This window comes from Sphingobacterium sp. UBA5789 (assembly GCF_002418355.1).
Lineage (GTDB): Bacteria > Bacteroidota > Bacteroidia > Sphingobacteriales > Sphingobacteriaceae > Sphingobacterium.
Genome location: NZ_DIDX01000005.1, coordinates 19,738 through 34,613 on the forward strand (window position 1 = coordinate 19,738; position 14,876 = coordinate 34,613).

General features: G+C 36.7%; 13 protein-coding genes. 6 read left to right on the forward strand and 7 right to left on the reverse strand.

Going from position 1 to position 14,876, the window contains the following annotated elements:
* Window positions 1–4: 4 nt before the first annotated feature.
* The 4 genes from B4B65_RS15960 to B4B65_RS15975 form a co-directional block, all read right to left on the reverse strand.
* Window positions 5–3,559: a SusC/RagA family TonB-linked outer membrane protein gene (locus tag B4B65_RS15960; RefSeq protein ID WP_293916825.1), complete on the reverse strand. Its 3,555-nt coding sequence runs from the start codon at window positions 3,557–3,559 to the stop codon at window positions 5–7.
* Between the two features lie 276 nt (window positions 3,560–3,835).
* A complete protein-coding gene (locus B4B65_RS15965) occupies window positions 3,836–5,041 on the reverse strand; it encodes a FecR family protein (protein WP_293916827.1) in 1,206 nt (401 codons plus the stop codon).
* A 78-nt stretch (window positions 5,042–5,119) separates the two neighbouring features.
* Window positions 5,120–5,713 (reverse strand): RNA polymerase sigma factor, encoded by a 594-nt coding sequence (locus tag B4B65_RS15970; protein WP_293916829.1) that lies wholly within the window; start codon window positions 5,711–5,713, stop codon window positions 5,120–5,122.
* Window positions 5,714–6,061: 348 nt separating this feature from the next.
* Window positions 6,062–7,108: an NAD(P)-dependent alcohol dehydrogenase gene (locus tag B4B65_RS15975; protein WP_293916831.1), complete on the reverse strand. Its 1,047-nt coding sequence runs from the start codon at window positions 7,106–7,108 to the stop codon at window positions 6,062–6,064.
* A 369-nt stretch (window positions 7,109–7,477) separates the two neighbouring features.
* Here B4B65_RS15975 and B4B65_RS15980 point away from each other — a divergent pair, with 369 nt between their 5' ends.
* The 6 genes from B4B65_RS15980 (at window position 7,478) to B4B65_RS16005 (ending at window position 13,086) form a co-directional block, all read left to right on the forward strand.
* Window positions 7,478–8,035 carry an RNA polymerase sigma factor gene (locus B4B65_RS15980; RefSeq protein WP_201679949.1) on the forward strand — a complete coding sequence of 186 codons (558 nt, stop codon included), beginning with the start codon at window positions 7,478–7,480 and terminating at the stop codon, window positions 8,033–8,035.
* A 258-nt stretch (window positions 8,036–8,293) separates the two neighbouring features.
* Window positions 8,294–9,544, forward strand: coding sequence for a site-specific integrase (locus B4B65_RS15985; protein WP_293916834.1), 1,251 nt, complete (start codon window positions 8,294–8,296; stop codon window positions 9,542–9,544).
* A 208-nt stretch (window positions 9,545–9,752) separates the two neighbouring features.
* Complete coding sequence (locus B4B65_RS15990) at window positions 9,753–11,207, forward strand: HAD-IIIC family phosphatase (protein ID WP_293916836.1); 1,455 nt, start codon at window positions 9,753–9,755, stop codon at window positions 11,205–11,207.
* Window positions 11,194–11,991 carry a DUF488 family protein gene (locus tag B4B65_RS15995; RefSeq protein ID WP_293916838.1) on the forward strand — a complete coding sequence of 266 codons (798 nt, stop codon included), beginning with the start codon at window positions 11,194–11,196 and terminating at the stop codon, window positions 11,989–11,991. Before B4B65_RS15990 ends, B4B65_RS15995 begins: the two co-directional genes overlap by 14 nt.
* On the forward strand, window positions 11,984–12,451 hold the full coding sequence (locus B4B65_RS16000; RefSeq protein WP_254527233.1) for a DUF488 family protein: 468 nt from the start codon (window positions 11,984–11,986) through the stop codon (window positions 12,449–12,451). Before B4B65_RS15995 ends, B4B65_RS16000 begins: the two co-directional genes overlap by 8 nt.
* The gene (locus B4B65_RS16005; protein ID WP_293916843.1) at window positions 12,448–13,086 is read left to right on the forward strand and encodes a dual OB domain-containing protein; all 639 of its coding nucleotides are present in this window, start codon (window positions 12,448–12,450) and stop codon (window positions 13,084–13,086) included. Before B4B65_RS16000 ends, B4B65_RS16005 begins: the two co-directional genes overlap by 4 nt.
* A gap of 147 nt (window positions 13,087–13,233) precedes the next feature.
* Here the strand turns inward: B4B65_RS16005 and B4B65_RS16010 are convergent, their stop codons facing one another.
* The 3 genes from B4B65_RS16010 to B4B65_RS16020 all read right to left on the reverse strand — a co-directional run bounded on the left by B4B65_RS16010 (window position 13,234) and on the right by B4B65_RS16020 (window position 14,711).
* Window positions 13,234–13,533 (reverse strand): helix-turn-helix domain-containing protein, encoded by a 300-nt coding sequence (locus tag B4B65_RS16010; protein ID WP_254527230.1) that lies wholly within the window; start codon window positions 13,531–13,533, stop codon window positions 13,234–13,236.
* Window positions 13,530–13,826, reverse strand: coding sequence for a helix-turn-helix domain-containing protein (locus B4B65_RS16015; protein WP_293916848.1), 297 nt, complete (start codon window positions 13,824–13,826; stop codon window positions 13,530–13,532). Before B4B65_RS16015 ends, B4B65_RS16010 begins: the two co-directional genes overlap by 4 nt.
* A 384-nt stretch (window positions 13,827–14,210) precedes the next feature.
* Window positions 14,211–14,711, reverse strand: a complete 501-nt coding sequence (locus B4B65_RS16020; protein ID WP_293916851.1) for a DUF3408 domain-containing protein — start codon at window positions 14,709–14,711, stop codon at window positions 14,211–14,213.
* Window positions 14,712–14,876 lie beyond the last annotated feature (165 nt).

The window sequence follows — 14,876 nt, forward strand, 5'->3', positions numbered from 1 at the left end:
TCAATTAAAAACCTACGGTTAATCTTAGTGAGTATGATCTTGGGTTAGGCAGCGATGTACCTCCTGTCAATAATAGTTCAGGATCTACACCTCTCAGTTTGTCACTGGCTTTGTAATACAGATTATTTCCTGAAAGCATGATACGGGCATTTTTTATAAAGGGGTATTTCTTTTTGACAAGACGGCCTAATTCATACGAAACCATTATTTCATTAAGACGGATTACGCTGGCATCTGCAACCCTGAAATCACTTCTGTTGTAGGCTACCTCATCAATATTGGAAATTGTACTCAGGTATGATCGTTGTATGGTACTCAACAGTCCGGGTACATTGGTATAGTTTTCATCTCCTATGGTCTGCCAGCGATAATTAAGATCTGCAGATTTGGAACCACTGTCATCATAAGAACGTGCAGCGATAGGGGACATAAATACTTTGTGACCGTAAGCATAAGTAATGAATATGCGGAACTCAAAACCTTTGTACTGCACGGAGTTAGAAAGCGATCCTGTACCGATTGGTTGTCTTGTACCCATATATTCAATCAACGAACGGTCTTTTTCACTTGCAATAATACCGGATACACGTTGGTCACCTTTCCAGAATGTAGGTCGGCCAGTTTCATTCAGACCGGCAAAGCGGAAAGCGTACAACCCTTCATATGGATTACCATTAAGCGGATAGCCAGTCGAACGGGTGATCTGTGTTAACAAGGAAGATTCCAGTTCTCCTCCGATTACATTATTCTTTACATATCCATATATAAAGTTGGCATCCCATTTCAGATGTTCCTTGTTCAGGATATTTTTGACCCCTATAGTCAAATCCACACCACGGTTAGTCATGCTGGCGAAGTTGACGGTTTTGGTCTCGAATCCTTCTTCCTGTGCCACATTGATACTTGAAATCAGATCTTTGTTTTGACGGTCATAATATTCTCCTACAAAGGTCAGTTTATTAAACAATCCAAATTCTAAACCCACGTTTTTGATATAATCCTTCTCCCAGTTCAGATTATACAATTCAGGAGCAGTTATATTCACACCTATATCACTGTTTTGAGCATCCAGTCTGGTTTTGTTGATAAATGCAGCATTTCTCAGGGGGGAGGACTGGTAAGCATTCCCGCGCAATGCATAGCTACCGCGTAATTTTAAATAATCTACAGTCTTGCTGATTGCTCCATTTTTGAAGAAATCTTCGCGGTCAATATTCCATGAAACTCCGAAACTGTAGTTGGGTAGAAACCTGGAACGGGTCAGGCGGCCAAACATATTACTGGCATCCATACGCCCTCCGGCTTCAATATTGTATCTTTCCAGAAATGAATATTGAACATTGGCGTAGTAGCCTGTTCTGTTTTCGTTCTCGAAAGACTCGGTGTAGACACGGTCATCCGTATTTACAGAATGGATCATCGCCAGGTTGCTTGGTGAGATGATCTTTCCTCCATAGTACAGGTAGCCTATTCCTTTGGTATACTGACGGTCTATACGATCACTGCTGATCTCCATACCTGCTAATGCGTCCACGGCATGTTTGGACCATTTCTGATTGAAGTTCAACTGATTTCTGATATACAGATTTTTTCCCCAGTTAGAGCGTGCATACAGAAAACCACCACGTGGCAGAATTGTCTCTCTGTATCCGTTTGCATCTGCAGGATCCTGATACAGCCAAGTGTTCTCTTCACGTAATACATCATTGTAATCTACCCGGTAAGCATTAGCCACATTAGATCTTTCTGTAACCGTATGGTTATAGCTGTTGTTTGTTTTTCGCAATGATAATGTAAGGTCGTAGCGTAATGCTTTGGTGATTTGATAAGATGGTCTGATAATCAGTTTGATATCCTGAGATTTGACTTGGTTGAAGTTTTCTTTTAACTCTTCAATAATATTGAAAGGAGCCAGATTTTCAGTGTAGTATTTGTATGATCCGTCCTCGTTGTACGGATACATGGTACGGCTGGTATTCATAGCATACAGGAACGGATTGATCTCAAAATCTCTGGAGATATCCGAATATGTGGTTGAACTATTATATGTTCCGGGTGTAAACTGATTGCGGTATGACCAGTTAAGGTTGGCGTCCAGTTTCAGTTTGCTTGTGATGTTAAATACATTACGTGCATCTACCGTAAAACGATCCATATTATAGCCTATAGCCTGCCCGTCATCATGTGCATAACTGCCAGACAGGTAATATGTATTCTTATCGGAACCTCCGTTAAAGGAAAGAGAGTGTTCCTGAACGACATTGTTGCGGAATAATACATCAAACCAATCTGTATTGGCCATAGTAGATTTATTCAATTCCGCATAAGCCTGATCAAGGTTGATATTTCTAAACGCCAGTTGTTTGTATGTCTCTGTATAAGCTCCCGTATAGGTAGGCCAGTTGGCATTGGACAGATATCCCATATCGTACATTTGCTTATATAATCCCATCTCTTCCTGTGAATTCATCAGGTTGAAATTTTTGATATTCGGCTTGATACCCAGGGATAAAGCCGTAGAAAAGTTGATATTCTGCTGATTGTAGGATCCTGATTTAGTTGTTATGGAGATAACACCGTTTGCTGCTCTCGTTCCGTACAAGGCTGTTGCAGCTCCGTCTTTCAGGATCACAATATCTTCTATATCCTGAGCATTCAATCCTGCGATAGCTGACCCTAATACAGAAGCCGGATCTCCGGAATAAAGCTGATTTACAGCGACATTGGAAGGAGAGGTGATCGGAACACCGTTGATGACATAGAGGGGTTCCTGATTGGCACTGATGGAGGAGTTACCACGAATCCTGATTTTAGGAGTAGCCCCGAAAGTTCCGGAAGTATTTTGTACGCTTACACCTGCTGCTGCCCCCTGCAGCATTCTGGAAACGTCGATTGCTCCTGAACGATCAATGATATTTTTGTCTACCTGGCTTACTGAACCTGTAAACTTGCGTTTATCCAGTTTCTGAAAACCTGTAACAATGACTTCATCCATACCTATATCCGACGGTGCGAGGGAAACATTAAGTACATCGTCTGTAGCCTTACGGCGTATCGTCCCGAATCCCAGTAGATTAAACTGAAGAGTAGCATTGTTATTTCTCAAGGTCAGCTTGTATATACCATCATTATTTGTTGCTGTAGAATTGTTGGTTTCCAATTCGGTTACAGTCACTCCGGAGAGTGGCTGCCCTCTCTGATCTACAACTCTTCCTGAGATTACCTTTTGCTGAACCTTCGCTACAGAGTTAGCCTTTGCTATGGACTCTTTAGCTTTTACGGTTATGATTTTGTCTGAAATTACAAAATCAAAAGGTTGATTTTCGAAAATCAGTGCCAGTGCATCATTTATGTTCTCATTGGCGACAGCTACAGATACGGGTTTGGAGATCTTAACGAAATTAGAGTTAAACAAGAAGTTATACCCACTTTGACGCTGGATCTCTTTCAGTACATTAATAAGTTGCTCATTCCTTACTTTTAGGTTAATGTTTTGCCCGTAAGAATGGGCATTTACATGAATCATGAAGGCGAACAATAGCAATGGGATTAGTTTCATGGCTAGAATAACGCTTTTGGAAATTCTGCATTCATGTATCCTGGTTTTCACAATTATGCAAAAACCGGATATAAATGCATACACTTTTTCTTTCATAAGATTTGGTTGTGTACATATACAACGCACTACAGCAGTTTGATCAACTCGCTGATTTACGTATATTTGTACAGGTTGGTTTAAAAAATAGTTTGTTACTTTCTTTGGCCAATTAGGTATATATGACCGCATATGACTGGGGATGGTGCAAACATCTCCAGTTTTTTTATCTCTTTAGATTTAGTGTTTTACCATTATCCTCCTTCCTTCGATTTTAAATTTGTAACTCGTATTCATCTGTATCACATCCAGCAGATCGGATAACATCACCTCTCTGGAAATAGAACCTGACAACGGTTCGTCTTTGAAATTCTTGTCTGCAAATACGAACTCTACATCATACCAGCGCTCTATTTCGGCAATTACCGACAGCAGAGAGGTGTTGTTAAATAGAAATTTGCCTTCTTTCCAGGCGCTGATCTCCTCAACATTGACATGACTGACCTCGATTATATCCTTTGCTAATGCCTGCTCTCCGGGATGCAGGATCATGCTGGTCTTGTTGGGTAGTGTTATACTGACCTTTCCTTCTACTAATGTTGTTCTAACTCCTTTTTTTGCATCGTATGTGTTGATGTTGAATGTTGTTCCCAACACTTCCACATCTTGTCCTTCTGAATGAACAATAAAAGGTTGTCTGGAATTCTTAACTACTTCAAAAAATCCTTCTCCGGTTAGGGTTACTTCGCGTTTATTGCCCTGGAATGTGACCGGGTACCGGATGGAAGACATGGCATTCAGGTGTACTTTGGATCCGTCAGGAAGGACTACCATGGTATAGGCAGCTTTTGGTGTTTCGATGCTATTAATTTTGGTGTTTATCTCCTGTTTGTTATCATATTCATATGAGATTTGTCCATCTTTGCTTTTTAAAATCCGGAATCCTTTTTCTTCATAGATTACACCTGTAATGGGCGTATCGAGATTTATTTTTCTGCCATCTTCAAAAGTCAGGGTAGCGGTGGATATGGCTGGATGTACATCGTCATATTTGTGTGCAATCGCCGGATTGTTCTCTAATGTTTCAGACCGGTTAAATAAGAGCAGTCCGCAAACAATAAGAATACTGGCCGCTGCAGCGATCCAGCTCCATGTACGGAATATCCCTGATGAGGTTTTATTGGAATAGGAGGAAGTGCTGTAGGCTGATTTGCTGGCAATAGTAGAATTAATCTTTCCGTAAATACTGAGCAGTCTTTGGTCAATCAGTTCATCGGCTAAGTCTGTATCAGCATCAACCGAACCAAGCTCCTGCTGTACAATTTTTTTTAATTCATCGTCACTAAGCTCAGAAAGTTTGAGGAATAAGATGTCGTATTCCTCTTTATCTATCCTTTTTGTAAGATACTTGTTTAATAGTAAGCTAAGCTCAGTTGTATTTTTCATGAATTGTCGGCTTTTGGACGCGGTTCTGATATGAATACGTTCAAAAACAAAAAACTCACTATTCGAAAAGAAAAAAAATTATAAATCTTTGAAAATCATTAAAATAAGAGCTGATTTTAATGTGTTCTCGTGTTCTATGGCATATTTTTTAAGGAATTTCATGGCCATTACCAGTTGATTACTGATTGTTGAATACGAAATGTTTAACTCTTCACTTACTTCTTTATAAGATTTTCCTTCCATTTTGCACAATCTGAAGATCAGCTTTCGCTGAGGAGGCATTTGTTCGATAGCTTGTTCAAGTATATTCAGATTTTCTTTATAGATATAATCTTCATCAGGAGAAGTACTGTACTCAATAAAATTTTCCCAAATTTCCTTTTGTAACTTCTTGTCCCGTGTCAGTTTTCTGAATACATCTATTGCCATATGATCTGCCATACGAAGAATATAGGCTGAAAAAGGTTTATCTGCATCTATAGTCTCGCGCATATCCCAGATTTTGATAAACAGACTCTGAAGAATTTCATCTGCCGTTTCAGGATCTTTGAGGAGGAAAAGAAGTCGCTTATAAATGATTTTTGAATATCGTTTATAGATATGTTCAAATGCTTGCGCACTTCCTCCTGAAAACTGAAGAATGATTTCTTTATTTAAATCTGTTGCAGTCATTTGACGAAAACAAGTATAGTGTTTTTAGTGTAAGGTTAGTTATTGGATGTAAGCCTTTTACAAGATTGTTATCATATAGTCATTCATCATGATATCTGATATACAAGTATGGATAAAAGTCATAACAGGCCAGTAAATTCTTGCTTATAGTGTAAATATAAACCTTTTTGAGCATATCTGTATATTCCCGGGTTTAATGATGTATAAAAAATAAGTAAAGCAGCTGATTTTCTGTAGCTAAATAGAAGAATATGAGTGAGTTTTATTACTCAAAAGCCGAAATTTATCTTTCGGATAAGTAGTAAAACAGCTACCCGGGCGGATAGCTGTTTAAAATTTTACCAGAGATTATAATGTCGCCATGTCAATAACAAAACGATACCTTACATCTCCTTTGATCATACGATCATAAGCCGTCTGAATATCTTTGATATCAATAAGTTCGATATCCGAAACAATCTGATGCTCCGCACAGAAATCTAACATTTCCTGAGTCTCGGCAATGCCTCCGATTCCTGATCCTGCCACACTTTTGCGTCCGTCAATAAATGCGAAAGCCGGTATTTTATGCGCTTCAGGAGGTACACCTACAATGATATGTACACCATTTGTTCTCAGAAGAGACATATACATGGTCATATCATGCTCAGCACTAACAGTATCCAGGATAAAATCAAATGAATTTTTAGCTTTTGCTACTTGTTCCGGATCCGTAGTAACTACGAAATGATGTGCTCCTAATTTACGTGCATCAGCTTCTTTATTGGGTGAAGTACTGAGTACCGTTACTTCTGCACCGAATGCGACACCAAATTTAACGGCCATATGTCCCAGTCCACCCAGTCCCAATACCGCCAGTTTATGTCCTTTACCTACTTTCCAATGTCTTAAGGGAGAATAAGTGGTAATGCCGGCACACAATAAAGGTGCTGTAGCAGCTAGAGAAAGAGAAGAAGGGACATGCAATACGAAATCTTCATTGACAACTATTGTATTGGAATATCCTCCATAAGTAGGAGCTCCGTCCGTATACTTGTTGATTCCGTTGTACGTCTGGATATTTCCATTATCGCAATATTGCTCCAGTCCTTCCTGACAGTTGGGGCAGGTTCTGCAGGAATCCACCATACATCCTGTTCCAGCCAGATCACCTACTTTGAAACGGGTTACGTGTTCACCTACTTTGATGACTTTACCTACAATTTCGTGTCCCGGAACCATTGGGAATATGCCCGGAAACCAATCGTTGCGTATCTGATGAAGATCTGAATGACAGACGCCACAGTACTGAATGTCAAATTGTACATCATGTGGACCTACTTCACGACGCTCAAATTCCCATTCGGCCAAATCCGAAGTTGGAGTTTGCGCTGCGTATCCTTTTGTTGTAATCATAGTATATTGTTTGTTTTTTTAAAGCTAACATGAATGTACAGCTTTTGTTTTATGCAGGAAGAGATGTTTGTGTTTATTTTTTGTAATAAAATTGTGCATGAGATCCGGAGTTTGTATCCGGAACACAGCTGATATGTGTATCCGCTGACATTTGATTAGTCACTTACTTTATTTACGGATTCATTTGGGATATTATAAGAGATAGTACTATCTTTAGTACAGCATTTTATAAACCTGGCTGATTTTGATCGAATAAATTAGGCTTTATCCTTATTTTACACATATTTAAAATAAAAGATATACAGGCTTAACATCATTTGTTCAAATTAGCGACTTAATTCAACCCGTGAAAATCCCAACAGTGAAGTAATGTCCTGGTCTAATTTTATACATGGTGATGCAAAGGCATTTGAATCTATCTATCAGCAATATATAGAGGATCTGTTTGCCTTTGGACTTAAGTTTCATGCAGACCGAGAAACTGTTCTTGACTGTATACATGACTTGTTTCTGGATCTCTATGATAATCCGCGTATTGCAAAGGATGTGGATGTTAAGTATTACCTGTTCTCGGCTTTGAGAAGAAGAATTCTGAAACGTAAGAAAGCAGATGTATATGAACCTCTGGAGAGTCTGCCGGAAAATGTATGGGCTATCGGTTCACATGAACTGGATCTTATTCTGAAGGAAAATCAGGATATCAATGTGCAGAAGGTCAAGCAGGAAATAGATAAGCTACCCAAGCGTCAGAAAGAAGTATTGTATCTTAAGTACTATATGGAATTTTCCTACGAAGAGATTGCCAGCATAATGAATGTCAGCGTGGAGTCCTGTCGCACCTTATCCTACCGGGCATTTCGTGTGCTCAAATCTCATATGGGGCCACTGGAATATATGTCAGCCCTGATTTATATTTTTTTAAAATAAATTTTCAGTAAAAATACATCAAAGATTAATAACAGGGAAAACGATTGTAAATAAAGGCTTTACAATCGTTTTTTGATTTTTTAGTAACGAGGTAAAAAGCAGGAAAAAGCAACGATAGGCAAAAGTAAGGTTACTAAAACGTTACTTTTAAATATCAGAAGTAATTGTTTTAAAATACTGTATTTCAGCTTTATGCACAGTTTTTCATATTGTTCCGTAGCTCACATAGGTTTAATTTTATCATTAAGAATTGTGAGTATGGAAACGACAAAAAAATCAACATTTAAGGTATTGTTCTACCTTAAAAAGAACGCCCCAAAGAAAAACGGAAAAGTCACGGTTATGTGCAGGATTACCGTAAACGGAAAACAGTCTGCATTCAGTACAAAGCTGGATATTTCCGCAACAAATTGGGATTTGAAGTACGGCAGGGTTTTAGGTAAAAGCCGAGAAGCACAAGACACAAACAGCAAACTCGACAAAATCCGTTTGGGTATCGAAGAATGCTATTCCAAAATTTTAAAGAATGAGGGAGCTGTAAACAGTACTAAACTTAAAAATGCCGTTCTTGGGATGGAAAGCGGAGAACTGACCTTTTTCAAATTCTATGAACAGTTCCTTTCGGACTATGAGAAAAAGGTCAATAACGGACTTCGGGTAAATGGTACACGCAGTAAATACAAAACACTTTTAAAGCACCTGCGTAATTTTGCACTGACAAAGTACGGATATTCTGACTTATCATTCAACGATCTTACATCTGATTTTGTACAGGACTTTGATTATTACCTGCGTGACGACCAAAGCTTGACACACAACACCATTTGGCTGTATATGATTGGATTTACTACGCTTTGCCGATTGGCAATGAGTAGAAAACATCTTGCTTTCAACCCGTTCAGCGAATACAAGAATACCAAAAAGGACAAAGATCGTGGGTATCTGCTACGGAATGAATTGGAACCGCTCGTAACCTTTAACTGCGAGAAAAAGAAAGACGAATTAGTTAAAGACTTGTTTATTTTCAGTTGCTTTACAGGTCTTTCTTATTCAGATATAAAAGGACTTAAGAATAGTAATATTCAAGATTTTTTTGACGGTAACCAATGGATTATCATACGTAGGAAAAAGACAGCCACATCGTCAAACGTGATGCTGTTGGATATTCCCAAAATGATTATTGAGAAATATGCGGGATTTTCAAAGGATGGAAAGGTATTTCCTGTACCTTCAAATACAGTCTGTAATGATAGCCTAAAGAGAATATCACAACTTATTGACTGCCTGAAAGAAAAGAAAGTAACCTTTCATTTGGCACGCCATACGTTTGCCACGCTGTTTTTGAGTGAGGGTGTTCCGCTGGAAAGTTTGAGCAAAATGTTAGGGCATAAGAATATTGCCACAACACAGATTTATGCCAAGATACTTAACGAGAAAGTTGGAAAGGATATGCAAAAGGTATCACACAAATTTAAGGGTATGGAAAGCTCTTTTGTAGCTCAACTCTGAAACATATAAAGCAATTATAGAAAGCCAACACAGTTTTTGTATTGGCTTTTTTGTATTTTAGCTGTTGAGGAAACAAATAAATATTTACAAACAATTAAAAACGAATAACTCTCGCCCACCCGAGAGTTGTGTGGTATGTTACGAAACCCTCGTCATAACAAGAAGCGAAAATAAAGACACTAAATTTGAATTAAATTGACCGTAGAAAATGGCGAAATTAGAAACGAAAAATATAAATTCACTTTGTCGAAGAAGTCAAATAATTGACAACCCATTTCTGAGTGTTTACATAAATGACTATATCAGAAAATTTCGAAGCTATAACGAAGATGAATTTGTCATAACGATTTCAGGTCTAAATAGCTTCATTTCGCAAGATGACACTATTTTAAATCGCTTATTTGAACAGTTAAAACAAAATAAATTTACTATTGAAAACGTAGGCAATAAAAAAAATACTAATGATATTCAAATTAACTGTAGAAACGCCACAAAGAACTCATCTTACAATTTCAAATATCAGATTCAAGACATTCCAACGTTAATCGAACTTTCAGGCAAAACAGATTTACCACTAATTGGAATAATTATAACCAAGATTGTTGCACAAATAATTTGCAAAATAAAAACCCTATACAAGGCTGTAGTACTTGATTTAGATGATACTTTATGGTTTGGTACACTATCTGAAATTGGGATTGATGAAATCATGAAGAATATGAAAACTGAAAAGGGAGTTTCTTTTATTGAATTTATGAAATTTGTTAAAACGCTTGGGAATGAATTAGGTATTTTCATTGCAATCTGTTCAAGAAATGACTCTAAAGAAGTTGAATCGGCTATAAATGAATTAAGCGAAGATATTTTTCCTCTAAAAAATCAAATAGATTTTATAATTACAAATGAAAATGATAAAAGTGAAAACATCAAAATCATAGCTAATCAACTATCTATTTTACCAAGTTCTATTCTATTTATTGACGATAATCAATTAGTCAGAGATGAAGTTAAAAGCAAATTACCCGAAGTATTTGTTCCCGAATGGAATAATCACAACGAATTAGTCGCTCAATTAATTGTAGGATGTTTGTTTGAAAGAAATGAACTGTCTTTAAGTTCACAAAATAGACGGAAAGAATATAGAATAATTCAAACGGAACGCAATCAAAATTATTTACCCACATTATCAATTAAAATAATAAACGACAATAAACATATTGAATCCATAAAATTATATTCCAAATCAAACCAATTCAAATTTTCGAGTATTGACAATGATTTTCATAAAGGAGCAAAATCTGTTTATTTTGAAATACTTAGAGAAAATGGTGAAAATTTAGGAGTTTGCTCTGCAATAACATACATTATCACCAATAGCACTATGCAAATTCTTAATTGGGCTTTGAGTTGTAGATATTTTGAGATAGGAGTTGAAGAGTTTATATTAAACTTTATACAAAATATTGCTAATAAAAACAAAGTTTTTATTAATTATGTAGATTCAGGAAACAACCAAAAGGTTAATGAACTTGTTTTGAAATATTCAGACGCTTTTAAAACTAACGACAAAAATGACGTGATTGAAATCATTTTTACAACAAATATTTTAGAACAAATAGCCACTAACACAAACATAATAGAATTTAAAAATGGAAAAACTTAAATTATATACATTAGGCTATACATTGTTTCAAAATGGAAATATGATAGACATTGAAAAAATGCTCAATACTTTGAAAGATTTCAAAGTATCGCATTTAGTAGATGTCCGTTCTGTTCCTTACTCAAAACAATTTCCACAATGTAATGCAGACAACCTAAAATTAGCAAGTAAACATTTTTCAATTTCATATGGTCATATGCCAGAACTTGGAGCAAAGGCAAGTCCGATGCAAGATGTTTTTTCAAAAGCTTCTGATATATTTTTTGAAGACATATTTCCAATTTCAAAAAGTAATAGACCTGAAAAAACAGAACTTTTTGATTACGAAGAAATCGTTGATTTTCAAAAATTCAGAAATGATGAGTATTTCTCAGAAGGCATAAAAAGAATTGAAAAGGCATATGAAAATGAATATACTGTTGCACTTATGTGTAGTGAAAAAAGACCTGTAGATTGTCATAGATTCTTTTTTGTAAGCCAAAAGATTGAAGAGAAGTTTGGAGATTGGATTGAAGTTCTTCATATAACTAAAAACAAAAATGGAGAAATTGAAACTGTATCTAATGAAAACATAAATACAGAGTTATCCGAAGTGATATTCAATAAAACTGAAATCAAAAAATTAGATGTTTTAAATTCAAGTTTTTTTGAATCAGCTAAAATTGAGAATTACTTTGGCAACACGTTACAAGATAAAAAAAATGACTTTTGTGATAGATATTGGAATCTATTACACGGTTGGAAATTAGACAAGAACAACAATAATTTTAACGAGTATGATTAATTTATTTAGCATAGGTTTTACCCAAAAATCAGCAGAGGATTTTTTTGGATTATTAAAGAATAACAATATTGACTGCCTGATAGATGTTAGGTTAAACCCAAATGGACAATTATCAAGATTTGCCTTTGAAAAAGATTTGCCTTTTTTCTTAGACAAGTTGGCTAATGGTTGCAAATATGCTCATAGAGTGGATTTAGCACCACAAAACGAATTACTGAAAGAAGTAAGAACCAAAGGTTCTGCAATGAGCAAAGACTATAAATTATTTGAGGTAGAGTTCAACAAGTATTTAGAAAAAGAATCAAAAATTGATAATTTTGTTGAACAATTTAAAGCCTTTAAAAATGTTGCACTTCTTTGTTCAGAACATACAACAGAAAAGTGTCATCGTAGATTAGTAACTGATATGTTACTTAATAAATTCAGCAACAATATAAAATTTGGTAAACATTTGAAATGAAAAAAAAAGTATTACTATTAGCTGTTAGCTGTAAAACCGGTGGTCTATGTCCAGGAGGACTTGACTTGGACAATCCAAGCCAATGGATAAGAATAGTTAAAGACGATGGTCGTGCAGGTGCTGTGCAAGGTCACGAAATTGACTTTGCCAAACCTCTTGATATTATTGAGTTTGATGGAAGACCAATGCCTCAAGGCAAACAACAGGAAAATTGGGTGATTGATAATAATTCTTGCAGAAAAGTTGGAAATAGAACCGAAGATGTTTTAGAATGGGCATATCAACAATACGGCTATAAGGGTTTTTGGGGAAATTATAGAGCATACTTAAATGAAGACGAATTTGCTGCTGTAAGTGCACCGTCAGAATCATTTATGAAAGTCTCAAATGTAAAAATTTACAAAAACAATAATGATAAGGCAAAAATTGATTTTGATTGGTCGGGTGCAAGATTCAGAATTAAGTGGGTTTCAATGACAGACCAAGACTTTTATGATAGGATTCGTGAAGGTGAAGTTACTTTTGACAATGCGTATATAATAACTTCAATCCCGAAAGAAATTGACGAATGGGTTAATCCCAATACAGGCGAAAAACAAGCATACAAATTTGTAAGTAAGATATTCAATATTTAACGTGAGAAAAACCAGAGAACACAACATGCAGTTTGGCAAAATGGCGGGTTTAGTGCAGAACTCAAGGGTAGTTCTTCGATTGAACTTTTGTACAAAACTGAACATTTTTTGCTTCGATTCCCGCCACTTCGCCAAGCTTCTAAAACGTTAAATTCCTAAACTATCCCAACGCTGATAGTTATCTTCCAATACCTTGATAATATCGCTTTCACGGAAAAGGATTTTCCGTTCGAGCTTGATAAAGGGTATCAGTCCGTCATCTCTGTACTGTTGTAACGTCCGTTTGCTGATATGCAACATCTCGCAAACCTGTTCGCCCGAAAGATAAATTTCCCCTTTTAAGAGTGGATGAAAATATTCCCTGATATACAGCAGTTCATTTTTGATACCTACCACAGCTTCGAGCAAGGCAAGCATATCCTCGTTTGAATTTCCAATGTGTTTCATTTCTTTTGCTTTTTTAATGGTCGCTCTCCCTGCATCAGTAACTCCACTTCGGACAATCTGAAATAAGTTTTCCGATTGATTTGCGTTGCCCCAAGAATGCCTTTTGCCCTGTACGTCTGCAATGTTCTTTTGCTAATGTTCAGTAGTTGGCAGGCTTCCTGTTGGTCGAGCCATTTCGTTGCCTGTTGCAATGCTTTGTAGGGTGCAGTCATTTCCGAAATCAATAGAGAAACTTCCTTTACTTCCCTGTGCAATGCCTTTAAACTCTGAATGTCTAAAACTGTTATTTCCATATCTACATCATTTAAACCTCGAAAATAAAAGCTGTTTACATAGGTCATTCCAATGTTGCCGTCAGAGGTAGCGTTTGGCTTTCAGTTGCAGAATACTATCAAAGATTTTTTTGAGGTAAAAATCTAAAAAAGAACAAAAAGGTAGCAAAGGTAAGGCGGACATCCACCGCACCACCCAACCAAAAGCTTACGGCATAATGACAGGGCAAATATGGTAGCTTCGCCGAGTTATTGTGTTTGCACTGCCACCCTTCGGGATTTATTCCGTTTCCTTTTGGCTTTTCCCCTTGTCCGCCTTGTTAAAATGGCTTTCTTTTTTTTCTGTTTTTTTGTTTTGGAAACAATTTTAAGAGGGAGTTACGCATCCTGACCAAAGGACGGTTATCAAAACAACGGCTTGTGTTTTTCGTTGTAGATTTCGCTAATCAATTCACCGAACTCCTGAAAGTGGTATTCGATAATATTGTCCAGATACGCGTAAATTGTCAGCTTGTCTATGCCCATAATATTGGTAAGCCTGTTAAATGTTTCGTGGTGTTCCTGCCGTACATAGACTGATTTGCCTTTGCTTGCAATCCTGTTGGGGATTTTAAAGAACTGCCCGCAGTAATCATCTTTGGTCAGCTTCTTTGGTTTTGAGGTTATTTTTGGAACATTTCTCACAGACGGTTTGGTTTGTCCCATTTCTGTTTCCACTTCAGCAGGTTCTTCCCCTGCTATTATGTTCATCAGTGCTTCCTCGTCTACTTCGGGTTTAGCAAAATCTTCCCGATGTGTTACTGCCTGTTGTTCTGTCAAAGGTTGTTTCTTCTCATTGCCGATAAAATTTTCTATCGAAAAATTCTGTTCCTTGAGTTGCTGTTTTTTGTTTTCTTCATCTATCATATCGCTTGTTTTTAATATTATATCCAATTAGCTGTTTGGTTAACTAAGCAATCGGCTGTATATACAGTTGTATCTATGTAACCAACTATCTACCTATGCACATGCATACTCTTAACTGGCTAGTTCATTAACTCAAAAAAATGTAATTAGTCTGCATTCAATCAC

What these genes read in the sequence shown, in the direction of transcription:
- B4B65_RS15960 (WP_293916825.1), bottom strand. Translation starts at nt 3,559, where the DNA reads ATGAAACTAATCCCATTGCTATTGTTCGCCTTCATGATTCATGTAAAT.
- B4B65_RS15965 (WP_293916827.1), bottom strand. Translation starts at nt 5,041, where the DNA reads ATGAAAAATACAACTGAGCTTAGCTTACTATTAAACAAGTATCTTACA.
- B4B65_RS15970 (WP_293916829.1), bottom strand. Translation starts at nt 5,713, where the DNA reads ATGACTGCAACAGATTTAAATAAAGAAATCATTCTTCAGTTTTCAGGA.
- B4B65_RS15975 (WP_293916831.1), bottom strand. Translation starts at nt 7,108, where the DNA reads ATGATTACAACAAAAGGATACGCAGCGCAAACTCCAACTTCGGATTTG.
- B4B65_RS15980 (WP_201679949.1), top strand. Translation starts at nt 7,478, where the DNA reads ATGTCCTGGTCTAATTTTATACATGGTGATGCAAAGGCATTTGAATCT.
- B4B65_RS15985 (WP_293916834.1), top strand. Translation starts at nt 8,294, where the DNA reads ATGGAAACGACAAAAAAATCAACATTTAAGGTATTGTTCTACCTTAAA.
- B4B65_RS15990 (WP_293916836.1), top strand. Translation starts at nt 9,753, where the DNA reads ATGGCGAAATTAGAAACGAAAAATATAAATTCACTTTGTCGAAGAAGT.
- B4B65_RS15995 (WP_293916838.1), top strand. Translation starts at nt 11,194, where the DNA reads ATGGAAAAACTTAAATTATATACATTAGGCTATACATTGTTTCAAAAT.
- B4B65_RS16000 (WP_254527233.1), top strand. Translation starts at nt 11,984, where the DNA reads ATGATTAATTTATTTAGCATAGGTTTTACCCAAAAATCAGCAGAGGAT.
- B4B65_RS16005 (WP_293916843.1), top strand. Translation starts at nt 12,448, where the DNA reads ATGAAAAAAAAAGTATTACTATTAGCTGTTAGCTGTAAAACCGGTGGT.
- B4B65_RS16010 (WP_254527230.1), bottom strand. Translation starts at nt 13,533, where the DNA reads ATGAAACACATTGGAAATTCAAACGAGGATATGCTTGCCTTGCTCGAA.
- B4B65_RS16015 (WP_293916848.1), bottom strand. Translation starts at nt 13,826, where the DNA reads ATGGAAATAACAGTTTTAGACATTCAGAGTTTAAAGGCATTGCACAGG.
- B4B65_RS16020 (WP_293916851.1), bottom strand. Translation starts at nt 14,711, where the DNA reads ATGATAGATGAAGAAAACAAAAAACAGCAACTCAAGGAACAGAATTTT.